The sequence below is a fragment of the Microbacterium sp. A94 genome (assembly GCF_051842855.1).
Lineage (GTDB): Bacteria > Actinomycetota > Actinomycetes > Actinomycetales > Microbacteriaceae > Microbacterium.
The window spans coordinates 254293-275301 of record NZ_JBPXMU010000004.1 but is presented as its reverse complement, the minus strand read 5'-3'; the positions used below and the strand labels follow the sequence as shown (position 1 = coordinate 275301).

Annotated in this window: 19 protein-coding genes; 15 read left to right on the top strand and 4 right to left on the bottom strand. The window is 66.4% G+C overall.

Going from position 1 to position 21009, the window contains the following annotated elements:
• Positions 1-6: 6 nt before the first annotated feature.
• Positions 7-1221 (bottom strand): class I SAM-dependent RNA methyltransferase, encoded by a 1215-nt coding sequence (locus ACSU1L_RS12570; protein ID WP_439256016.1) that lies wholly within the window; start codon positions 1219-1221, stop codon positions 7-9.
• 23 nt (positions 1222-1244) lie between these two features.
• On the opposite strand from ACSU1L_RS12570, the gene ACSU1L_RS12565 reads away from it, so the two are divergent.
• Both ACSU1L_RS12565 and ACSU1L_RS12560 read left to right on the top strand, forming a co-directional pair.
• Positions 1245-1886, top strand: a complete 642-nt coding sequence (locus tag ACSU1L_RS12565; protein WP_439256080.1) for a Maf family protein — start codon at positions 1245-1247, stop codon at positions 1884-1886.
• A 78-nt stretch (positions 1887-1964) separates the two neighbouring features.
• The gene (locus ACSU1L_RS12560) at positions 1965-3731 is read left to right on the top strand and encodes an acetyl/propionyl/methylcrotonyl-CoA carboxylase subunit alpha (protein ID WP_439256015.1); all 1767 of its coding nucleotides are present in this window, start codon (positions 1965-1967) and stop codon (positions 3729-3731) included.
• An 80-nt stretch (positions 3732-3811) separates the two neighbouring features.
• Here ACSU1L_RS12560 and ACSU1L_RS12555 read toward each other — a convergent pair whose 3' ends face one another.
• Entirely contained in the window at positions 3812-5251 is a 1440-nt protein-coding gene (locus ACSU1L_RS12555; protein WP_438255122.1) for an NAD(P)H-quinone dehydrogenase, read from the bottom strand.
• Positions 5252-5309: 58 nt separating this feature from the next.
• Here ACSU1L_RS12555 and ACSU1L_RS12550 point away from each other — a divergent pair, with 58 nt between their 5' ends.
• The 3 genes from ACSU1L_RS12550 to ACSU1L_RS12540 all read left to right on the top strand — a co-directional run bounded on the left by ACSU1L_RS12550 (position 5310) and on the right by ACSU1L_RS12540 (position 8189).
• On the top strand, positions 5310-6143 hold the full coding sequence (locus tag ACSU1L_RS12550; protein WP_439256014.1) for a purine-nucleoside phosphorylase: 834 nt from the start codon (positions 5310-5312) through the stop codon (positions 6141-6143).
• Positions 6140-7837, top strand: a complete 1698-nt coding sequence (locus ACSU1L_RS12545; protein WP_439256013.1) for a phospho-sugar mutase — start codon at positions 6140-6142, stop codon at positions 7835-7837. Before ACSU1L_RS12550 ends, ACSU1L_RS12545 begins: the two co-directional genes overlap by 4 nt.
• 88 nt (positions 7838-7925) lie before the next feature.
• Positions 7926-8189 carry an HPr family phosphocarrier protein gene (locus ACSU1L_RS12540; protein WP_438255118.1) on the top strand — a complete coding sequence of 88 codons (264 nt, stop codon included), beginning with the start codon at positions 7926-7928 and terminating at the stop codon, positions 8187-8189.
• 16 nt (positions 8190-8205) lie between these two features.
• On the opposite strand, the gene ACSU1L_RS12535 is transcribed toward ACSU1L_RS12540, so the two are convergent.
• The gene (locus ACSU1L_RS12535; protein ID WP_438255117.1) at positions 8206-10128 is read right to left on the bottom strand and encodes a BglG family transcription antiterminator; all 1923 of its coding nucleotides are present in this window, start codon (positions 10126-10128) and stop codon (positions 8206-8208) included.
• Positions 10129-10279: 151 nt separating this feature from the next.
• On the opposite strand from ACSU1L_RS12535, the gene ACSU1L_RS12530 reads away from it, so the two are divergent.
• The 10 genes from ACSU1L_RS12530 to ACSU1L_RS12485 all read left to right on the top strand — a co-directional run bounded on the left by ACSU1L_RS12530 (position 10280) and on the right by ACSU1L_RS12485 (position 19843).
• Positions 10280-10597 carry a PTS sugar transporter subunit IIB gene (locus ACSU1L_RS12530; RefSeq protein WP_438255115.1) on the top strand — a complete coding sequence of 106 codons (318 nt, stop codon included), beginning with the start codon at positions 10280-10282 and terminating at the stop codon, positions 10595-10597.
• On the top strand, positions 10594-10878 hold the full coding sequence (locus ACSU1L_RS12525; protein WP_438255114.1) for an HPr family phosphocarrier protein: 285 nt from the start codon (positions 10594-10596) through the stop codon (positions 10876-10878). The genes ACSU1L_RS12530 and ACSU1L_RS12525 overlap by 4 nt, the downstream gene beginning before the upstream one ends.
• Positions 10875-12560, top strand: a complete 1686-nt coding sequence (gene ptsP, locus ACSU1L_RS12520) for a phosphoenolpyruvate--protein phosphotransferase (RefSeq protein ID WP_438255113.1) — start codon at positions 10875-10877, stop codon at positions 12558-12560. The genes ACSU1L_RS12525 and ptsP overlap by 4 nt, the downstream gene beginning before the upstream one ends.
• Complete coding sequence (locus tag ACSU1L_RS12515; protein ID WP_438255112.1) at positions 12557-14119, top strand: PTS mannitol transporter subunit IICB; 1563 nt, start codon at positions 12557-12559, stop codon at positions 14117-14119. The genes ptsP and ACSU1L_RS12515 overlap by 4 nt, the downstream gene beginning before the upstream one ends.
• A 61-nt stretch (positions 14120-14180) precedes the next feature.
• Complete coding sequence (locus tag ACSU1L_RS12510; RefSeq protein ID WP_438255111.1) at positions 14181-14615, top strand: PTS sugar transporter subunit IIA; 435 nt, start codon at positions 14181-14183, stop codon at positions 14613-14615.
• A gap of 14 nt (positions 14616-14629) precedes the next feature.
• Positions 14630-15787 (top strand): mannitol-1-phosphate 5-dehydrogenase, encoded by a 1158-nt coding sequence (locus ACSU1L_RS12505; RefSeq protein ID WP_439256079.1) that lies wholly within the window; start codon positions 14630-14632, stop codon positions 15785-15787.
• 76 nt (positions 15788-15863) lie between these two features.
• Positions 15864-17153, top strand: a complete 1290-nt coding sequence (locus ACSU1L_RS12500) for a flavin-containing monooxygenase (RefSeq protein ID WP_439256012.1) — start codon at positions 15864-15866, stop codon at positions 17151-17153.
• Positions 17150-18100, top strand: coding sequence for a bile acid:sodium symporter family protein (locus tag ACSU1L_RS12495; protein WP_439256011.1), 951 nt, complete (start codon positions 17150-17152; stop codon positions 18098-18100). Before ACSU1L_RS12500 ends, ACSU1L_RS12495 begins: the two co-directional genes overlap by 4 nt.
• Positions 18097-19068: an SDR family oxidoreductase gene (locus ACSU1L_RS12490; RefSeq protein WP_439256010.1), complete on the top strand. Its 972-nt coding sequence runs from the start codon at positions 18097-18099 to the stop codon at positions 19066-19068. The genes ACSU1L_RS12495 and ACSU1L_RS12490 overlap by 4 nt, the downstream gene beginning before the upstream one ends.
• A gap of 40 nt (positions 19069-19108) precedes the next feature.
• Positions 19109-19843: an alpha/beta hydrolase gene (locus ACSU1L_RS12485; RefSeq protein ID WP_439256009.1), complete on the top strand. Its 735-nt coding sequence runs from the start codon at positions 19109-19111 to the stop codon at positions 19841-19843.
• Here ACSU1L_RS12485 and ACSU1L_RS12480 read toward each other — a convergent pair whose 3' ends face one another.
• Positions 19844-20998: a polysaccharide deacetylase family protein gene (locus ACSU1L_RS12480; RefSeq protein WP_438255104.1), complete on the bottom strand. Its 1155-nt coding sequence runs from the start codon at positions 20996-20998 to the stop codon at positions 19844-19846.
• Positions 20999-21009: the final 11 nt, after the last annotated feature.

The following is a 21009-nucleotide window of genomic DNA, read 5'->3' as shown; positions in this document are numbered from 1 at the left end:
GAGTATTCATCGGGTGAGCAGTGCGACGACCTCGAAATGATGCGAGTGCGGGAACAGATCGAAGGCCTCCAGAGAACCGGTCTGCCAGCCGAGTGTACGGAAGGTGCCGAGATCACGAGCGAGCGCGACCGGATCGCAGGCGACATAGACGATCGCTTCGGGACTCAGCGCATGGATGCCCTCGACAACGGCGCGACCGGCACCGGCGCGCGGCGGATCGAGCACCACGGTGCCGATCTGGGCTCCGCCTGCCGCACCGGCGAGGTATTGGTCGACCCGTGCCGTGACGGCGCTGACGCCGAAGTCTTCGAGATTTCGGGCAGCATGCTGGGTTGCCCGGCTGCTGGATTCCACGGTGACGATCTCCGTCGCGCCGAGATCGGCGAGCGAGGCGGAGAACAGACCGACACCGCCATACAGGTCAAGATGCGCCGAGCCGGCTTCAACGCGTCCGGTGAGGGCGCGCTTCACGGCGGAATCCAACGTGGCTGCCGCTGCCGGATGCACCTGCCAGAAGCCATCGGCATCCACCTGGAATGTGCGCTCGCCGACCTTCTCCCGAATGACGGGAGCGACCGGCCGCTTGCCCTTCTGCGGGCGGCGAAGCACGTGCACGCTGCCATCGGCCGATTCGACGAGATCGATGCGCCCAGGCTTGGCGTTCTTGATCGACAGCGCTTCGGCGCGCACACGGCGCCGCGCCAGGGGGTAGGAGGAGACCGGAATGACCCGGTGACTGCGAGCGGCGTACGGACCGACCACACCGTCATCGTCGACGTGCAGCGAAATGCGCGTACGCCAGCCGGTGCCGTCGCCATCGTCTACCGGCGTTACGGCCGGTGCCTCAAGGCCGGGGCCGGCGAACTTGTCCAGCGCCTCCTGCAGCACCTGGCGCTTCAGCGTGCGCTGGTGATCGAGATTAATATGGCCGAGATCGGCGCCGCCGGCGCGGTCGGCAGGGTCACGAGTCATGTCGGCCTCAGCCCACACGTGCGAACGTCGGTGCGGCGACGCGTCCAGCACCTCGACGGTCTCGCCGCGCCAGAACTTCCGCGTGTCGGCCGCCGATCCACCCGCCGGGTCAGTGATGCGCACGCGCACCCGCTCTCCCGGAATCGCATCGGAGACGAATACCACTCGACCCTCGTGACGGGCTATGAAAGTGCCACCGTGCGCAATGCCGGTGATATCGAGGTCGAGGTCGCGTGCAGAAGAGGGCATCCTACGAGGATACGGTGGTGAACATGCAGGTTTGCCTCGCTTCGACCTCCCCCGCCCGCCTCATGCTGCTGCGCCAGGCAGGCATCGAGCCGATCACCCGCTCTCCGAAGACGGACGAGGATGCCGTGGCCGCCGCTGCGGCGGCCGAACGCGGGCGCGATCTGGCGCCGGACGAGCTCGTGCTGCTGCTGGCTCGAGCGAAGGCTGCTGATGTTGCACACCGGCTCGCAGCCCAGGACGCTTCCTTCGACGGCCTGGTGATCGGCGGCGACTCGATGTTCGCCCTGGACGGGCGGGTCTACGGCAAGCCTTACACCGCGCAGGAGGCGACCCTGCGGTGGAAGCTGATGCGCGGCAGCACCGGCGTGCTGCACTCCGGACATTCGGTATTCCGGGTTCGGCCGGGCGCTGAGCCGCAGGAGGCGACCGCTGTCGCCGAGGCCGCCGTATCGTTCGCGGCCGACATCACTGACGAGGAGATCGCGGCATACGTCGCCACCGGAGAGCCGCTGCACGTCGCAGGCGCCTTCACCGTCGACAGCCTCGGCGGGGCGTTCATCACCCGTGTCGATGGCGACCCATCGACGGTCGTCGGAATGTCGCTATCGACGATCCGTCGGTTGTGCGCAGAACTCGGCATCACGTGGACGGATCTGTGGTCGTAGACATCGCGCTACGTTTTCGACAATTTCTTGTGGGGGGTCGTCAAAAGTATCGGGCGTGATCTCGCTAGGCTGACATTCATGCCCGCTATCGCCAAGGTCCTCATCGCTAACCGCGGCGAGATTGCCGTACGCATCATCCGCGCCGCTCGTGATTCCGGGATCTCCTCGGTAGCCATCTACGCAGACCAGGACCGAGACGCGATGCACTCGCGTCTGGCGGACGAGGCTTACGCCCTCGACGGGGAGACGAGCGCAGACACGTACCTGCAGGTCGACAAGATCCTCTCGATCGCCCGCCGTGCGGGAGCGGATGCTGTGCACCCGGGCTACGGGTTCCTCGCTGAGAACGCCGACTTCGCCCGCGCCGTCATCGGCGCCGGCATGATCTGGATCGGCCCGTCACCGGAAGCCATCGAGTCGCTCGGCGACAAGGTGACCGCACGTCACGTCGCCGAGAGGGTGGGCGCTCCCCTGGCCCCCGGAACCCCTGGCCCGGTCGAAACCGCAGACGAGGTCATCGCCTTCGCGAAAGAGTTCGGACTGCCGATCGCGATCAAAGCCGCTTATGGCGGAGGCGGACGCGGACTCAAGGTTGCCCGTGAACTGGACGAGATCGCCGAGCTGTTCGAGTCCGCGACCCGCGAGGCCGTTGCCGCGTTCGGACGCGGCGAATGTTTCGTGGAGAAGTATCTCGACAAGCCCCGCCACGTCGAGACCCAGTGCCTGGCGGATGCCGCGGGAAACGTCGTCGTCATCTCCACGCGCGATTGCTCACTGCAGCGCCGTCACCAGAAGCTGGTCGAAGAAGCACCCGCTCCCTTCCTCACCGATGAGCAGAACGAGCTGCTGTACTCGGCATCCAAGGCGATCCTCAAAGAGGTCGGCTACGTCGGCGCCGGCACCTGCGAGTTCCTCATCGGCGCTGATGGCACGGTGTCGTTCCTCGAGGTGAACACCCGCCTGCAGGTCGAGCACCCGGTCTCCGAAGAGGTCACCGGCATCGACCTGGTGCGCGAGCAGTTCCGCATCGCCGCTGGCGGCACAATCGACTACGACGATCCGACGCCGGTGGGCCACTCCTTCGAGTTCCGCATCAACGGCGAAGACCCCGGCCGCGGCTTCCTGCCGCAGCCGGGCCCGATCCACGTCTTCAAGACGTTCGGTGGCCCGGGCATCCGTCTGGACTCGGGCGTTACTGCGGGCGACGCTGTATCGGGCGCCTTCGACTCCCTGCTGGCGAAGATCATCGTCACCGGACGCACCCGCGATGAAGCGCTTGAGCGTGCGCGTCGTGCGCTCGATGAGTTCGAGGTCTCCGGACTCCCCACCGTGCTGCCGTTTCACCGCAAGGTCGTCCGTGACCCAGCATTCACCGCAGAAGGCGGCTCGTTCGGCATCTACACCCGCTGGATCGAAACCGAGTTCGACAATGACATCCCGGCCTGGGACGGCGAGCTGGAAGCCCCAGCCGCAGCCCCGGCACGCCACACGGTCGTCGTCGAGGTCGCCGGAAAGCGGCTCGAGGTCAGCCTGCCCGAGCGCGTCACCGTCGCCGCCGGAACCGCAGGGCGCCCCGCTGCTGTGCCGCCGTCGCGCCGCAGCCACGCCACGTCTGTCTCAGCCGGGGCATCCGGAAACGCGGTCAAGTCGCCCATGCAGGCCACCATCGTGAAGATCGCCGTTGAAGAGGGCCAGGAGGTCGTCAAGGGCGACCTGGTCGTCGTGCTCGAAGCGATGAAGATGGAGCAGCCGCTGCAGGCGCACAAGGACGGCGTCATCGCCAACATCAATGCGACCGCCGGCGCCACAGTCTCGGCCGGGCACCAGCTGCTCACAATCGACTGACCCCGAGTCGAGCGCCTCGCCTCGCCTCGCCTCGCCTCGCCTCGAGGCGATCGTCTCACCTCGAGGCGAGCGAAACGCGCCTAGCTGATATTGACGAGGTGCATCGCGCGCGAAGCATCCGTGATGCTCGAGGACAGCGACGGGTACGCGGCGAAAACGCGCGAAACCTGATCGACCGTCAAACGACGCTCCACAGCCACTGCGATCGGGTAGATCAGCTCCGAGGCCTTCGGCGCCACGATCACTCCGCCGATGACGGTGCCCGAGCCCTTGCGCGCGATGATCTTGACGAAGCCGTCCTTGATCCCCATCATCTTCGCGCGCGGGTTGGCAGCCAGCGGCAGCTTGTAGACGAGGCCGTCGGCCGCGCCATTCTCGACATCCTTCTCGCCGTACCCGACCGTTGCGATCTCGGGGGCGGTGAAGATGTTCGAGGTGACCTTGATCTTGTCGAGCGGGATGACGATGTCACCGAGCGCATGGAACACCGCGGTGCGCCCCTGCATCGATGCGACAGATGCCAGCGGCATGAAGTTCGTGCAGTCGCCGACCGCGTAGACGTTCGGCACCGAAGCGCGCGCGACCCGGTTCACCCGGACATGCCCAGACTCGGTGAGCTCGATGCCGGACTCCTCCAGGCCGATGCCTGCGGTGTTCGGCACCGACCCGACGGCCATCAGACAGTGACTGCCCTCAACCGTGCGTCCGTCGGAAAGCGTGACGAGCACGCCGTTCTCGGTGCGCTCGACGCTGTCGGCCCGCGACTTGGAGAGCACCGTCATGCCACCGCGTTTGAAGACCTTCTCAAGCACGTGCGCGGCATCCGGGTCTTCGCCGGGGAGAACCTGATCACGGCTCGAAACGAGGGTGACCTGTGCACCGAGGTTCATATATGCCGAGGCGAACTCCGCACCGGTGACACCCGAACCGACCACGATCAGATGCTCCGGGAGCGCCTTCATGTCGTACAGCTGCGTCCAGGTGAGGATGCGCTCACCGTCGGGCTTGGCGCTATCGAGCTCACGCGGCGATGCACCAACGGAGACGATGATGGTGTCGGCCTCGACACGATCGAAGTCCGTGCCGCCGGGCCCCGTCGACACGGTGATCGCGTTCGGCCCCTCGAGACGGCCGTGGCCGGAGAGGATCCGCACCCCGGATTCAAGCAGCGTGTTGCGCATGTCTTCGGACTGCTGTCCGGCGAGCGCCAACAGACGCTTGTTGACGGCGGCGAGGTTGATCGCGATCTCGGGCTTCAACGGCTTGCCGTTCCCGCCCTTGGCATAGAACTGCACTCCGAGGTCGCTGGCCTCCGCGATCGCCACGGCGGCATCCGCGGTGGCGATGAGGCTCTTCGAAGGCACCACGTCGGTGAGGACGGCAGATCCGCCCACTCCCACGCGTTCGATGAGGGTGACCTCGGCGCCGAGTTGGGCAGCAGCGAGTGCCGCTTCATAACCGCCGGGGCCGCCGCCGAGAACGGCAACGCGCTGAGTGCGCTCGAAAGGAGTGGAAGACATACCCTCTATTCTTCCCCACTCCTCCCCCTCTTGCCGTCACCTTGCTTAGAGTGGATCCATGACCGACATTCACGACAATCCTCTCGACGCTCCGAACGCTGATCCGTTCGAGGTCGCAGCCCGCGCCGCCGCTGACATCGCACGGCTGAGCGGCATCGAGAAGCACGACATCGCCCTCACCCTCGGCAGCGGTTGGGGAAAAGCCGCCGAGCTCATCGGCGAGACCGTCGCCACCATCGCCGCCACCGACGTCGCCGGCTTCTCGAAGCCTGCTTTGGAGGGCCACGTCGGCACTCTGCGCAGCATCCGCACCCCGAACGGCAAGCACGTTCTCGTGATCGGCGCACGCACCCACTACTACGAGGGCCACGGCGTTCGCCGCGTCGTCCACAGCGTCCGCACCGCTGCGGCCGCGGGGGCCAAGATCATGGTGCTCACCAACGGCGCCGGCGGCATCCGTGAGACGTGGAAGCCGGGCCAGCCCGTTCTCATCAGCGACCACATCAACCTCACCGCCGATTCGCCACTCGAGGGTGCGAACTTCGTCGACCTCACCGACCTGTATTCGTCGCGTCTTCGCGAGATCGCGCACACGGTCGACTCTTCGCTCGATGAAGGCGTCTACACGCAGTTCCGCGGACCCCACTACGAAACTCCGGCCGAGGTGCAGATGGCGAAGGCCATCGGCGGCGACATCGTCGGCATGTCGACGGCGCTGGAGGCGATCGCCGCTCGCGAAGCAGGCATGGAGGTGCTCGGCTTCTCGCTGATCACGAACCTCGCCGCCGGCATCCAGAAGACACCGCTGAGCCACACCGAAGTGATCGAGGCCGGCAAGGAAGCGGAACCGGTGATCTCGGATCTGCTGGCACGTGTGGTGGCGGCGCTGTGAGCGAGTACACCGAGACCGCCGAGCACATCACCGAACGACTGTCCCAGGCGCGCGCCTGGTTGCGCCAGGACCCGGATGCGGAAACCCGCGACGAGCTGGCCGGAATCATCACCCGGGCCGCTGCCGGAGACGTCACGGCCGTCGCCGATCTCGACGACCGTTTCGGAACCCGCCTCGCCTTCGGCACCGCCGGCTTGCGCGGTGCCCTGGGCGCCGGCAGCAACCGGATGAACCGCGTGCTGATCGCGCAGGCTGCCAGCGGCTTCGCCTCGTATCTGCTCGCACGCGCAGGCGGCAGCACCCCCACCGTCGTGATCGGTTATGACGGTCGCCGCAACTCGCGCCGGTTCGCGCTGGATTCTGCTGAACTGTTCGCCGGCGCCGGGCTGCGCACGATTCTGCTGCCGCGTCTGCTACCCACCCCCGTGCTCGCCTTCGCGGTGCGGCACCTCGGTGCCGATGCCGGTGTCATGGTGACGGCCAGCCACAACCCGCCGGCCGACAACGGATACAAGGTGTACCTCGGCGGCGCGGACGACGGAGCACAGATCGTGTCGCCCGCTGACGCTGAGATCGCAGCTCACATCCAACGCGTGGCGGACGCCGGAAGCATCACGACGTTGCCGCGCTCGGCCACGTACGAGGTCGCCGGTGAAGATCTGGTTCAGGCGTACATCACCGACACTGCCGCCGTCGCCCCGGCGCCGGCAGCCGCACAGGAGCTGACCTGGGTGTACACCGCGATGCACGGTGTTGGTTGGGAGACGTTCTCGAAGATCATCCGCGAGGCCGGCTATTCGCACCCGAAGACTGTCGGCGAGCAGCTTCGCCCCGACCCGACCTTCCGTACGGTCGCGTTCCCGAACCCGGAAGAGCCCGGCGCCATGGATCTCGCGTTCGCCGCGGCTCGGCGCACCCGCGCCGACTTCATCATCGCCAACGATCCCGATGCGGATCGCCTGGGCGTTGCGATCCCGGACCCCGACGTCGCCGGCGGCTGGCGTCGCCTCAGCGGCAATGAGATCGGTCTGCTGCTCGGTGCCAGAGCCGCCCGCGCGGCGGAGGGCCAGGCCGGCGCATCCCTGGCATGCTCACTGGTCTCCTCTCCCGGTCTCGGCGTGATCGCCGCGCACCATGGGCTGGACTTCCACGAAACGCTGACCGGCTTCAAGTGGATCTCCCGCGCACCCGGGGCTGTGTTCGGGTTTGAAGAAGCGCTGGGATACCTGGTGAACCCGGAGACGGTACGCGACAAGGACGGCATTTCTGCCGCGATCGCTGTGCTCGGGCTCGCCGCCGAGGCGCACGAGCGCGGCGAGACGATCGGCTCCCTGCTGGCTGACCTCGGTGAGACCTACGGCCACTTCGCCAGCGGCCAGGTGGCGGTGCGCGTCGAGGACCTGTCGATCATCAGCAAGGTCATGCTTTCGCTGCGCACGCTGCCGCCCACGCGCATCGGCAGCACGGTGATCGACTCTGCCGAGGACCTCATGCAGGCAGCCTCCGGCGAGCCTTCCGGTGATGTGCTCCGATACCGGCTCGCCGACGGTTCGCGGGTGATCGTTCGCCCCAGTGGCACCGAACCCAAGCTCAAGGTCTACCTGGATGCTCAGGCGCCCTCGGCAGCGGAGGCGAAAGCCATCGTCGCCGAACTGGAATCCGGCGCGCAGGCACTGTTGGAGGATCGCTCCTGACACTGGTCCTCGTCGGCAGGACCGTCACGGCCTGAGCACAGCTACCATCGCTGGAAGAGCCAGGTAACACTCGAACAGGAGGCATCCGATGCGGATGAGACAGGTGGTGATCAACTCCGACAACGGCCTGCATGCGCGGCCTGTCGCGGAGTTGGCCCGTCTCGCTCTGGCGTATTCGGAACCGGTGACCCTGACCACGTCTGCGGGCGTCGTGGTCGACGTCTCAAGCGTCCTGGCCGTGATGGACCTGGCACTGGATGATGGCGAGCTGATCACGCTGCGCACCGCCCGGGCACCTGCTGCGGATGCGGTGCTCGACGCGATGGCGGCTGTGCTGGATCCGCAGGCCTGAACTGGGTCGGTGCGAATCAGCCGTCGATGACAGCGACCAGCTCGTCGAGCAGCCCTTCGAAGGTCGTACCGCGCCGCACGATCCGTTGCACGCTATCGCGCTCGCTGAACACCTCGACCAGCTGTTCGAACACCGTCTGGAACGCCGTGCGATCGCTCTCGCTGAAGGCGGCCAGCGCGACGACCTGCACGCGCCCCTCGCCCCAGGCGACAGAACCGTCCGCCACGCCAATCGCGATGGCGGTGCGCTGAGCGGTCATCTGCAGGGCGTGCGGCACCGCCAGCGCATCTGTGAACGCGGTCGACGACATCCGCTCACGCACGATCGTGTTCTCAACGTAGTCATCACCGATGAGGCCGGCATCCACCAGCAGTCCGCCGAGCCGGCGGATGACGGCTTCCTCACCCTCATCGGGCAGTGGGTGCACATAGGCGCCAGCGGAGAAGTATCGCGAGAGCTCCTCCCGCAGGTGCGTGAGTCGTCGCCCGCGCCTGATGCGCGCGGCAGTCTGCGAGACCCGCTCGACATCGGCGTCGGTGAGGAACGGCTGAATCCGCACGAAGCGGTCGCCGCTGGCTCCGGGGTCAATCGTGGTGAGAACGAGATCGGTGTCGATGCTCGCCCAGTCCGGGTCGACGGTGGTCACGACGCTCATGACCTCGACCGAGGAGCCCAGCGAGCGATCGACGCTAGAGCGCAGCAACTCGTGCAGTTCGTAATAGCCCGGGCACACGATTGTGGCTGTGAGGATCGTCTCGGCCTTGCGGCTTCGCTCGAGCCGACCGCCGATGTGCATAGCGATGTAAGCGATCTCGTCGTCGTGAATGGGCGCGCCCAGTCGGTCGTGCAGCCCGCTGGCGATAGAGACGGCGACCTCGAAGATCATCGGATATGACGACTTCAGAGAACGCGTCAGCGGATTGCGCGTCCAGGCCTGCTCCTCGGCGCGGCGCAGGAGATTCTGCACGTGCAGCGCGAGACGCAGGATGAAAGCCTCGTCGACAAGATCGACCTGGTAGTCCGCCGCCGCCTGCACGATCTCGGCGCGCACGGCGGCTTCAACGGCCGGGTCGACCCCGCTGCGCACCGCATCGGATGCCGTGCCCTGCCCCGGCGCGATGGCCCGGGTCAGCACCAGCGTCGCCAGATGGGCGCTGTCGCCGTCACCGAGGGCCACACCGAAGTGCTCGCCCGCGAGCCGGCTGATGACGCCGCCGAGCTTGGGAATCTCTTCCCACGTGCCGGCAAGCGGTGTCTCCAATGCGCGCCCGGCAGAGACGCGATCGGCGGCGATCGCGATGTGCAGGAGCACATCCGAGATCGCCAGTTCGTTGACGAAGTAGCCGAGCTCACCGAGCTCGCGCACCAGTGCCGTCTTGAACGGAGCCACGGCGTGGGCGGCGACCGTCGTGCCGGTCAGTGCGCGACGAATGCTCTCCGGATGGAACGACCCGGTATCCATCTCGTCGTGCGCCAGCCTGCTCAATAGCCGCCGTTGGGCGACTTCAGTTCCGCGCAGACGAACGACTTCGCGGTCGCGCTCCAGCCGGAGCTCGCCGGTTCCCAGCAGGCCCCGCACGCGGGTGAGGTCGGACTCCACCGTCGCCTCGCTCACATGCATCCGCTCAGCGGTCTGATAGATGTCGATGCCGTCAGCCGCGTCCAACAGCATCCGCACCAGTGCGTGCAGGCGGTCGCGTGGCGCTGATTCTCCGGCGACGCGAATGCGCAGTGCGTCGTGCGCACCGATGCCGGCGCGGTACCCGGCGGGCCCGGATTCGACTGCGTCGGCGGCAGGAGTACGCGCGTTGAGGGATGCGACATAGGAGCGGATGCTGCGCGGCGTGACCCCGAGCACATCGGCGAGGCTGGCTGCCGTCGCCCAGTCGTCCTGACGCAGCAATGCCTGCAGGAGCTGGTCCTGACGCTGGCGCGACATCGTCCTCCTCCGCTGAGTGCGTTGGTTTCCCATGATGCCAGTCCGGGGAGCATCCGGGGGCGACGCCCGGTGTTCCGCAGGGGCGGAAAGGAACCTGGTGGCATCCCTCACAGGAATTTCCCAGAATGGAGAACAGGAAGAGGTGGCATCAATGAGGATTCTGGTGGTGTGCGGCGCGGGCGCATCGAGCACGTTCGTCGCACAGCGACTCCGACGAGCGGCATCCGACGCAGGCTTCGACTGGGACACGTCCGCCGGGACGGAAAGCACCGTCGCCACAGCCTTCGCCGATCTCGTCCTCATCGGCCCGCACCTCTCCGGACGCCTCGATGCAATCGGTGCCGCAGCCAGCGGAACCGTCGCCGTACTTCCGGCTGATGTGTTCGCCGATCGTGACGGCTCCCGTACTCTCGCGATCGCTCAGACCGCGATCTCCGCCTCCTCATCCGCTGCGAAAGGAACATCATGACTGCTGTCTCACGAACCGTCCGAATCGGCTCATCCCACGGCTTGCACGCCCGCCCGGCGAAGATCTTCGCCCAGGCAGCTAAAGAGTCCGGCATCCCGGTGACCATCGCCAAGGATTCCGGCAAACCGGTCAACGCCGCCAGCATCCTCGGCATCATCGCCCTCGCCCTCGAGTACGGCGACTATGTGACGCTGTCGGCTGAGGGAGACGGAGCGGACGGTGTGCTCGACGCGCTGACCGAGCTGATCACCACCGATCACGATCAGGAGTCAGCGGGATGACTGAGCTCAGAGGAGTCGGCATCGGCTCAGGCGTCGCTCAAGGGCCGGTCGTCCGCATGGCTGAGGCGTTGCCAGACCCGGAGAGCACTCCCAGCGCTCTCGGCGTGGAAGCGGAGCGCACGCGTGCGCGTGAAGCGGTCGCGGCGGTTGCCGCAGAGCTGCAGAAGCGCGCTGACGCCGCCGGCGGATCCGCTCAGGAAGTGCTCGAAGCCCAGGCAATGATCGCCGAAGATCCGACGCTGCAAGACGAGGTCGACACGCGAATCGACGACGGCAGCACCGCCGAGTGGGCCGTGCACGACGCCTTCGCCGGATTCCGCGCGACGTTGGAAGCCGTCGGAGGCTATCTCGGCGAGCGCGCCGCAGACCTCGACGACATCGCCCAGCGCGTGCTCGCCGAACTGCGCGGCGTCGCCGCTCCCGGTGTGCCCGATCCCGGGCATCCCTTCGTGCTCGTCGCACGCGATCTCGCCCCTGCCGACACAGCCCTACTGAACCTCGACCAGGTGCTCGCCCTCGTCACCAGCGACGGCGGCCCGACCTCCCACACCGCGATCCTCGCTCGGGAGAAGGGCATCGTCGCGATCGTGGGGGCGGCGGATGCTCCGTCGCTGCAGAACGGGACGATGGTGATCGTCGATGCCGGTGCGAACACCGTCACCACCGACCCCAGCGTCGAACAGCTCGGACGCGCAGCGCAGCGGGCAGCCGCACGCAACGCCGCCGAGAGCGCACCGCCGACACCGGGCGCACTCGCCGATGGCACGGCGATCGCTCTGCTGGCGAACCTGGGAAAGCCGGCTGACGCCGAAGACGCGGTGGCCCGTGGCGCTGAGGGCGTCGGACTGTTCCGCACCGAGTTCCTCTTCCTCTCCTCCGCGCAGGCGCCGACCGTCGCCGAACAGCGCCAGTCCTACCAGGAGTTACTGGCCGCATTCAGCGGCAAGAAGGTCGTGGTGCGGATGCTGGATGCCGGCGCCGACAAGCCCCTGGCCTTCCTCAACGACGCCCATGAGGAGAACCCGGCGCTGGGGCTTCGCGGGTTGCGCTCCCTGCGCGCCAGCGAAGACATCCTGCGCGAACAGCTCACCGCGCTCGCCGAGGCGGATGCGGCTACCGATGCTGATCTGTGGGTGATGGCGCCGATGGTGACCACCGTCGAGGAGACGGAGTACTTCACCTCTCTCGCCCGTGAGTACGGCATCAAAACGGCCGGGGTCATGGTCGAGGTTCCCGCCAGCGCGCTGCTCGCCGACCGGGTGCTCGCGCACGCGGATTTCGCTTCGATCGGGACGAACGACCTCACCCAGTACACGATGGCCGCTGACCGCATGCTCGGTTCGGTCGCAGGCTTCCAGGATCCCTGGCATCCGGCCGTGCTGCGTCTGGTCGGTGAGGTCGGCGCCGCCGGCGTCCGCACCGGAAAGCCGGTCGGAATCTGCGGTGAAGCCGCTGCCGACCCGCTGCTGGCCGTCGTGCTGGTGGGCCTGGGCGCCACCAGTTTGTCGATGGCACCCGCCGCGCTCGCAGATGTTCGACTGGCGCTCTCAGAGCGCACCCTCGATGAGGCCAAGCGCCTTGCCGAAGTGGCACTGGCTGCGGATGACGCCACCGGTGCACGCAATGCCGTGGCAGATGCTGCCGCGGTCCTCCCTTCACACCAGAAAGAGACGACATCATGACGACGACGTCAACAGAGGCGCCGAAGAAGGGCGGCCTCAGAGTACGCGTGCAGAAGTTCGGCACGTTCCTGTCCGGCATGGTGATGCCGAACATCGCAGCATTCATCGCCTGGGGCTTCATCACCGCGCTATTCATCCCCGACGGCTGGCTCGGCAGCAACAGCCCGGTCGAGTCCTGGCAGTGGGCCGACTCCGCCATTCTCGGTGGCGGCACGATCGGCGATGTCAACTACCCCGGCCTCGTCGGCCCGATCATCACGTACCTGCTGCCGCTGCTGATCGCGTTCACGGGCGGCCGGATGGTGCACGGGCACCGCGGTGGTGTCGTGGGCGCCGTCGCGGCGATGGGCGTCATCAGCGGTGCCGATGGCACCGTGATGTTCCTCGGTGCCATGATCGTCGGCCCGCTGACCGCGCTCGTACTGAAGTGGGTTGAGAAGCCGTGGGAGGGCAAAGTCAAGCCCGGCTTCGAGATGCTCGTCGATAACTTCTCGGCTGGCTTCGTGGCCTTCTTCATGGCACTGGGATCGTTCTTCTGGCTCGCGCCCGTCATGCGCTGGATCACCGACATCCTCGGTAGCGCTGTGGGCTGGCTCGTGGAGACCGGACTGCTGCCGCTGGCGAGCATCATCGTCGAGCCCGCCAAGGTGCTGTTCCTGAACAACGCCATCAACCACGGTGTGTTCACTCCGCTCGGAACCGAGCAGGTTCAGGAGACCGGACGCAGCCTGTTGTTCCTCATCGAGGCCAACCCCGGGCCCGGCGCGGGCATGCTGCTCGCGCTGACCGTGTTCGGTGTGGGCGTCGCCCGGGCGACAGCGCCTGGCGCGTTCATCATCCAGTTCCTCGGCGGCATCCACGAGGTGTACTTCCCGTACGTGCTCGCAAAGCCCATGCTGATCCTCGGTCTGATCGCCGGTGGTATGACCGGCGTGGCCACCAACATGATTTTCCAGGCGGGTCTCGTCGCTCCGGCGGCCCCGGGATCGATCTTCGCGGTACTCATCCAGACTGCCCCCGGCAGCCACCTCGGTGTGATCTGCTCGGTGGTGTTCTCCGCAGCGGTGACGTTTGCCATCTGTGCGCCGATCCTGCTCGCCTCCCGCAAGCGCGACATCGCAGCCGAAGCCGCCAGCGGCGACCCGCTGGCCGCAGCGATCGCGAAGACCGAGGCGAACAAGGGCAAGTCCTCCAGCACACTGTCCGGCATGGCCGCAGCAGCATCCGCGACCACGGCATCGGCCACCGCCGTCGCCACCGCTCCGATCCGCAACATCGTGTTCGCCTGCGACGCGGGAATGGGCTCGTCCGCCATGGGCGCAAGTGTGCTCCGCAACAAGCTGAAGAAGGCCGGAGTCGAAGGCGTCACCGTCGTCAACCAGGCCATCGCGAACCTCGACGGCACAGCCGACCTGGTGATCACCCAGCAGCAGCTGACCGATCGCGCGAAGGGGCAGTCCCCGAACTCGCTGCATGTTTCCGTCGACAACTTCATGAATGCCCCGCAGTATGAAGAGGTCGTCGAGATGGTGCGCGAGCAGAAGGAATCCGACGAGTAATCGATCTGGTGGGGGCGGATGCGAGCTGCATCCGCCCCCACCTCACAATGAAGGAGAAATCATGGGCATTCTGACAATCGGCCAGGTTCGTATCCACGCCGGATCCGCCACCCAGGATGACGCGCTGCAGGAGGCGACCGATATCCTCGTCGCGGCTGGCGCCGTCACTCCCGCTTACGTCGATGCGATGCGTCTGCGCGAAGAGACGGTGTCGACCTTCATGGGCAATGGCCTGGCCATCCCGCACGGCACCAACGAGACCAAGTCCGCGATCCTCGATTCTGGACTGTCCGTCGTCCGTTACGACGGCGGCGTGGACTGGGCCGGCGACCAAGCCACCTTCGTGATCGGCATCGCCGGTCGAGGCGACGAGCACCTCGAGATTCTCTCCCAGATCGCGATCCTGTTCTCCGAAGAGGACGACGTCGCGAAACTCAACGCCGCACAGACTCCCGATGAGCTGTTCGCCCTGCTCTCTGCTGTCAATGAATCATGAGCGGTGAACGCGGGATGAAAGCCGTTCACTTCGGCGCCGGCAACATCGGACGCGGCTTCGTCGGTCTGCTGCTGCACGAGGGCGGCTACGAACTCGTCTTCTCCGATGTCGCTGACGCCCTGGTGGATGCCATCAACGCCGCCGACTCGTACACCGTCCACGAGGCGGGCCCCGGCGGCGTCGATCACGTCGTCACTGGCTTTCGCGCGGTGAACAGCAAGACCGATCCGGATGCCGTGGCAGATGAAGTCGCGACCGCAGACGTAGTCACCTGCGCTGTCGGGCCGACCGTGCTGCGCTTCATCGCACCGGCCATCGTTGCAGGACTTAGCCGCCGCTCCGACGATCGCGCGCCGGTGAAGGTCATGGCCTGCGAGAACGCCATCGGTGCGACCGATCAGCTGCGTGTCGAGATCGAGAAGGCTGCGGGCGTTGACGCGGTCGAGATCCTCGGCCGCGCAGTCTTCGCGAACACCGCGGTCGATCGGATCGTGCCCGCACAGCCGGAAGGCGGCGGCGTCAACGTCACCGTGGAGCCGTACTTCGAATGGGCGATCGAAGCGGGCCCCTTCAACGGCGACCTGCCGAACATTCCCGGCGCACATTTCGTGGACGACCTCGGTCCATACATCGAGCGCAAGCTCTTCACGGTGAACACCGGACACGCGGCGACGGCATACTTCGGCGCGCTGGCAGGGATCGAGCGGATCTCGGACGCCCTCGCCGATCCGAGCATCGCCGCCCGCGTCAGCGCTGCACTGGAGGAGACCTCAGCGATGCTCACCGCCGTGCACGGCCTGGATCCGGCTGAGCTCGCCGAGTACCGCGGCACGATCCTGGATCGGTTCCGCAACCCCGCTCTCGTTGACACCGTGGCGCGCGTGGGGCGCCAGCCCTTGCGTAAGCTCTCCCGCCATGAACGCTTCATCGGCCCGGCTGTCCAGGCCGCTGAACGCGACCTGTCGACGCGGGCACTCGTGGATGCTGTCGCCGCCGCCGTCGCATTCGACGACCCTGCCGATGAGCAATCCGTTGAGCTGAAGCGGATGCTGCTCTCCGAGGACGCCGATGTACTCACCTCGACCGTCACCGGGCTCGAGCCGGAGCATCCGCTCTTCGCCGCCGTGCACGAGGTGTTCGTCGCGCGGCAGCGCGACTTGCGTATGGACTGAACTCCGCGGCTACGATCAAGGGGTATCCGCTCTACCCGAAGGGGCGGATCGTGCACACCGTCGTGCGGGGAGAAGAATGAGCAGTTTTGCCATCATCGGTGCCGGCCCCTCGGGCCTGGCCGCAGCCCGAGCGCTGCAGAAACGTGGCATCAAGGTCGACGGCTACGAGTCCTCGCACCGGGTGGGCGGGCTCTGGGACATCGACAATCCGCGCAGCACGATGTATGCCTCGGCGCACCTGATCTCATCACGAACGACCACCGAGTTCGCCGAATTCCCGATGCGCAGCAAGGTCGACTATCCCGATCACCGGGTGCTGCGGCAGTACTTCCAGGATTACGCCGATCACTTTGGCCTCGCCGCCCTGTTCCGCTTCGACACCCGGGTGATGCGCCTTCAGCCGCGTGACGGTGGTTGGGATCTCACCTCGACCGGGCCCGACGGCGAGAGCACCCGCTGGTACGCGGGCGTCATCCTCGCCAATGGCACGCTCGCCGAGCCGAGTGTGCCGACGTTTCGCGGGTCGTTCGCCGGTCAGATCATGCACACCAGCGCATACAAGAACGCCAGCGAACTCGATGGCAAGCGGGTGCTGATCATCGGTGCGGGAAACTCCGGATGCGATATCGCCGTCGACGCCGTTCACCATGCGACATCGGTGGATATGAGCGTGCGGCGCGGGTACTACTTCGTGCCGCGCTACCTGTTCGGTCGCCCCTCCGACACGCTCAACCAGGGCCGCCCGCTGCCCGCCCGGATCAAGCAGGCCATCGACACCCGTGTACTGAAAGCGTTCACCGGGGATCCGGTGCGATTCGGGTTCCCGAAGCCGAACTACCGCCTCTACGAATCGCACCCGATCGTGAACACGATGGTGCTGAATCATCTGGGGCAGGGCGATCTGCGCATCCGCGCCGACATCGACCGGTTCGACGGCAACACGGTGCACTTCGCCGACGGCACGAGCGGTGACTACGACCTCGTGCTCCTCGCGACCGGCTACTCGCTGAATTATCCGTTCGTCGATCGTGAGCACCTGTCCTGGCACGGCGCGGCTCCTCGGCTGTTCTTGAACATGTTCCCGGCCTCGTTCAACGGGCTGTACATGATGGGGATGATCGAGGCATCCGGCATCGGCTGGCAGGGCCGGTTCGAGCAGGCCGAGTTGCTTGCCGCGTTCCTCGCCGCGGCCGAGCGCGACCCCGCCCGCGCGGAGCGCTTCCGCGCTCGGGTCACCGGTGCGCCCTGGCCGGACGTCACCGGCGGCTATCACTACCTCGGTCTTGACCGCATGGCGTACTACGTGAACAACTATGCGTACCGTGCGGCCGTGCGTGCCGAGCGCACCGCGATGGATGCCGCGTGAACGTCGACGATGTCACCCTGAGTTTCACCCCCGGGTCCCTCACGATCTTGAACGTTGTGCTGGGTCTGATCATGCTCGGCATCGCTCTGGACACCGCCCCGAGCGACTTCCGGGTCGTGGCCAAGCATCCGAAGCCGTTCATCATCGCGATCCTCGCGCAACTGCTGCTGTTACCCCTCGTCACCTTCGCTCTGACGCTGGTGCTGCCGGTGACAGCATCCATGGCGATGGGGATGATCCTGGTGGCATGCTGCCCACCGGGAAACATCTCGCAGGTGCTCACGCACCGCTCCGGCGGCAACGTGGCACTATCGGTGTCGATGACCGCCGTCGGCAACCTGCTCTACATCATCGCGATGCCGCTGAGCATCGCCTTCTGGGGTTCGCTGCACCCCACCGCAAGCACGGTGCTGAAGCAGGTGGCACTGGAACCGATGAAGATGCTGCTGGAGATCGTACTCATCATCGGTGTGCCCTTCGCCGTCGGGCTTCTGGTGCGCGCGAAGCTGCCTGTCGTTGCCGCGAAGGCGCACCCGTTCGTGAAGTGGTTCAGCCTGATCGCTCTGGTCGGCTTCATCGTCGTGGCTCTCGTGGGCAACTGGTCGGTCTTCATCCAGGTGCTCGGGGTCATCCTGCTCGTGGTGACGGTGCACGATGCGGTCGCGCTCGCTCTCGGATACGGCACAGCCGTCGCGGGAGGCCTGGGCACCCGCGAACGCAAAGCGATCACCTTCGAGGTCGGCATCCGCAATGCTGGGCTCGGCCTGGGACTCGTGTTCGCGTTCTTCGATGGTCTCGGCGGCATGGCGATCGTTGCCGGGTGGTGGGGCATCTGGGACATCATCGCGGGACTCGTGGTCGCCAGCCTCTGGGCACGTCATACGCGCAAGCGCACCGGATCAGCGTCCGGTGATGCGAGCGCCCGCCGCACGGCGGCCGGCACATGAGGCGCGTTTTCATCACCGGCGGGAGCGGTTTTCTCGGCACGCATGTCGCCTCGATGCTCGCGGTGCGTGAGGATGTGGAGATCGTGGTCGCGGCGGATCTGCGCGCCAGCGTTGCACAACGTGGCCACGCGCATGCCGACGTCACGCACGTCGTGCTGGATGTGACGGATGCCGCGAGCATCGCTCCCGTGTTGCGGGAACACCGCATCGACACGGTCGTGCACCTCGCCGCCATCGTCAACCCCGGCGCTGATGTCGATCTCGAGTACCGCGTCGATGTGACCGGTTCCGCAAATGTGCTGGCGGCATGCGTGGAGGCGGGTGTGTCGCGCATTGTGGTGTCCAGTTCCGGGGCCGCCTACGGCTATCACCCCGACACCCCGGAGTGGATCAACGAGTCCCAGCCGCTACGCGGCAATGACGCTTTTCCCTATTCGAAGCACAAGCGGATGGTCGAGGAGATGCTCGCGGAGTACCGCGACACGCATCCGGACTTGGAACAGGTGATATTCCGCATCGGCACGATCCTCGGTCCCGACGTGCACAACCAGATCACGGGGCTCTGGGATGGGCGGCGGATCCTGCGCATTGCCGGTTCCGATTCCCCCTTCGTTTTCATCTGGGTCGATGATGTCGCCGCGGCGATGGTGCGTGCCGCAACCGACGGCCCGGCCGGGATCTACAACGTGGCAGGCGACGGACGCCTCACCGTGTCGGAGATCTCAGCACGGCTGGGTAAACCGCTGCTGACGATCCCGGCGTGGGTGCTGGTCGCTGCGCTCGGGATCGGACGGATGCTGCGGCTGACACCCCACGGCCCGGAGAAGGTGCCGTTTCTGCGTTACCGCCCGGTTCTGGCGAATGACCGGCTGAAGGCTGATTTCGGATTCACACCGACCCGAACCAGTCGCGAAGCGTTCGAGGAGTATCTGGCGACGCATCCGCACGTCGTCGCTTCCCGGACCTGACCGCCCGTCCGAGCGGAGCAGCCCAGATACTCTGGACGTTGTGCACGAGAAGCGACGCCGCCGGATCATGGCCAGAGTTGGATGGGGCATCCTCATCCTCATTGTTCTGCTGCTCGGCGGCGTGCTCGCATGGACTCAGATCGGCGTGATGGCAGCGGAGAAGACCCCGCTCACGAGCGCGCTGGACAACCCACACATCACGATCGAGGATGCCCCGGAGGGCATCGTGCTCTCCCCCACAGACGGCGATTCCGAGATCGGGCTGGTGTTCATTCCCGGGGCCAAGGTTGATCCGTGGGCGTACGTCGCCATCCTGCAGGGTGTGGCCGAAGAGGGCACCACGGTCGTGATCACCCGGCCCTGGCTGAATCTGGCGTTTTTCGATCTTCGCGGATTGGATGCCTTCACCTCCGCTGCGCCGGAGATCGATTCCTGGGGCGTCGGCGGACACTCTCTGGGCGGCGTGCGCGCCTGCCAGCTGGCGGCGGATGCCGATGCTCTCGTGCTGTTCGGATCGTATTGTGCCACCGACCTCTCGGCCACAGATCTCGACGTGCTGAGCCTCGCCGGCAGCGAGGACGGGCTATCGACGCCCGCCAAGATCGCGGATGCGCGGCATCTGCTCCCAGAAAGTGCTGAGCTGATCGAGATTGATGGCGCATCCCACGCGTCCTTCGGTGACTACGGGTCGCAGGCAGGTGACGGCACCCCGACGATCTCTGAAGACGAGATGCACGCGATCGTCACCGACCTGGTCAGCTCATTCCTGAACTGATCACCCGATGCGTGAGATCAGCGAGTCCAACCCCATCCCGTAGTCGATCCGCACCACCGGCAAGGCGTATTTATCGGTGCCGATGACGACCTTCCCCGGTTCAATGGTGCGCGCCATCTCGTAACCAGCATCTGCGACGCCCTGCTTCGCGGTGTCGTTGAAGTGCCCATAGGGATAGGCGATCACCTCTCGCGCGCCGAGGATGTCTCCCGAGGTGTTGAGATCGGCGGCGATCTCCGCGGCCGTCCAATTCACCATCAGGCCATCGCCGTTGGCGCCAGCCTGGTGCATGTCGTGCGTGTGCGAGCGGCGCAGCACATACGGCGACGGCGCCGGGTCGGAGCGGTAGGCGGTCACCATGAACGACGTGGCGAGAACCTGCTGCTGCGCCACGATTGGTACAGCCAGATCGAACCAGGTCTGATCGGCGTCGTCATCGGTCACGATCACCGAACGCTGAGGCAGGTGGAGCCGTCCGTCGATGAAGGCGCTCAGCTCATCCCAGGTCGGCAGGTAGAACCCGGTCGAGGCGATATGCGTCATGTGTGCTTCGAAATCACCGATGTAGGCGTAGTTGCCGCGCAGCCAACCATCCTCGCCCTCCGGGCGGGTGGTGAACTGGTGATACATCAGGATCGGCACCTCGGTACCGGCCGCCGCGTTCTGCTCGGCGGGCATCCATGATCCGAACAGCTCGATCTGCTGATCCTCGCACACGACAGCATCCGAACCGTTGATGCGCGCTTCCGGTTGGAACGCGGCCGCAGCCTCCGCAGTGGTGTACCAGCCTCCGAAGGCCATCCCGTCGCGGGCCGGAATCGGAAGCGCCGCGTACAGAGCGTCCTGCCGCTGGAGCAGAGGATCGTCGGCGATGCCGTCACCGGTGAAGCTCACCACGCACGCCAGCGGATCATCGGCATCGGCCAGCAGCTTTTCCACGGGCGTCAGCACGGTCTGCTCTGGCGTGGGCGCCGGCGACGTGGTCGCAGGCGACACCTCGGCCTCAGCGGGGGCGCGCAGGCTCGACAGCACGACGGTCAGGCTCACGCCCAGCACGACGACCACAGCAATCGCACTGATCAGCCAGATCCGCCGATTGCGCCGAATCCGCGCTCGTCGCTCGGTGCGCTGACTTCGACTGCTCTCGGTGCCCATAGTGAGAATCC

Excerpts from the sequence above, each read along its gene's own strand:
- ACSU1L_RS12515 (WP_438255112.1), top strand. The coding sequence starts at position 12,557 with ATGACGACGACGTCAACAGAGGCGCCGAAGAAGGGCGGCCTCAGAGTA.
- ptsP (WP_438255113.1), top strand. The coding sequence starts at position 10,875 with ATGACTGAGCTCAGAGGAGTCGGCATCGGCTCAGGCGTCGCTCAAGGG.
- ACSU1L_RS12555 (WP_438255122.1), bottom strand. The coding sequence starts at position 5,251 with ATGTCTTCCACTCCTTTCGAGCGCACTCAGCGCGTTGCCGTTCTCGGC.
- ACSU1L_RS12540 (WP_438255118.1), top strand. The coding sequence starts at position 7,926 with ATGCGGATGAGACAGGTGGTGATCAACTCCGACAACGGCCTGCATGCG.
- ACSU1L_RS12525 (WP_438255114.1), top strand. The coding sequence starts at position 10,594 with ATGACTGCTGTCTCACGAACCGTCCGAATCGGCTCATCCCACGGCTTG.
- ACSU1L_RS12535 (WP_438255117.1), bottom strand. The coding sequence starts at position 10,128 with ATGTCGCGCCAGCGTCAGGACCAGCTCCTGCAGGCATTGCTGCGTCAG.
- ACSU1L_RS12490 (WP_439256010.1), top strand. The coding sequence starts at position 18,097 with ATGAGGCGCGTTTTCATCACCGGCGGGAGCGGTTTTCTCGGCACGCAT.
- ACSU1L_RS12570 (WP_439256016.1), bottom strand. The coding sequence starts at position 1,221 with ATGCCCTCTTCTGCACGCGACCTCGACCTCGATATCACCGGCATTGCG.
- ACSU1L_RS12565 (WP_439256080.1), top strand. The coding sequence starts at position 1,245 with ATGCAGGTTTGCCTCGCTTCGACCTCCCCCGCCCGCCTCATGCTGCTG.
- ACSU1L_RS12480 (WP_438255104.1), bottom strand. The coding sequence starts at position 20,998 with ATGGGCACCGAGAGCAGTCGAAGTCAGCGCACCGAGCGACGAGCGCGG.
- ACSU1L_RS12510 (WP_438255111.1), top strand. The coding sequence starts at position 14,181 with ATGGGCATTCTGACAATCGGCCAGGTTCGTATCCACGCCGGATCCGCC.
- ACSU1L_RS12505 (WP_439256079.1), top strand. The coding sequence starts at position 14,630 with ATGAAAGCCGTTCACTTCGGCGCCGGCAACATCGGACGCGGCTTCGTC.
- ACSU1L_RS12560 (WP_439256015.1), top strand. The coding sequence starts at position 1,965 with ATGCCCGCTATCGCCAAGGTCCTCATCGCTAACCGCGGCGAGATTGCC.
- ACSU1L_RS12550 (WP_439256014.1), top strand. The coding sequence starts at position 5,310 with ATGACCGACATTCACGACAATCCTCTCGACGCTCCGAACGCTGATCCG.
- ACSU1L_RS12500 (WP_439256012.1), top strand. The coding sequence starts at position 15,864 with ATGAGCAGTTTTGCCATCATCGGTGCCGGCCCCTCGGGCCTGGCCGCA.
- ACSU1L_RS12530 (WP_438255115.1), top strand. The coding sequence starts at position 10,280 with ATGAGGATTCTGGTGGTGTGCGGCGCGGGCGCATCGAGCACGTTCGTC.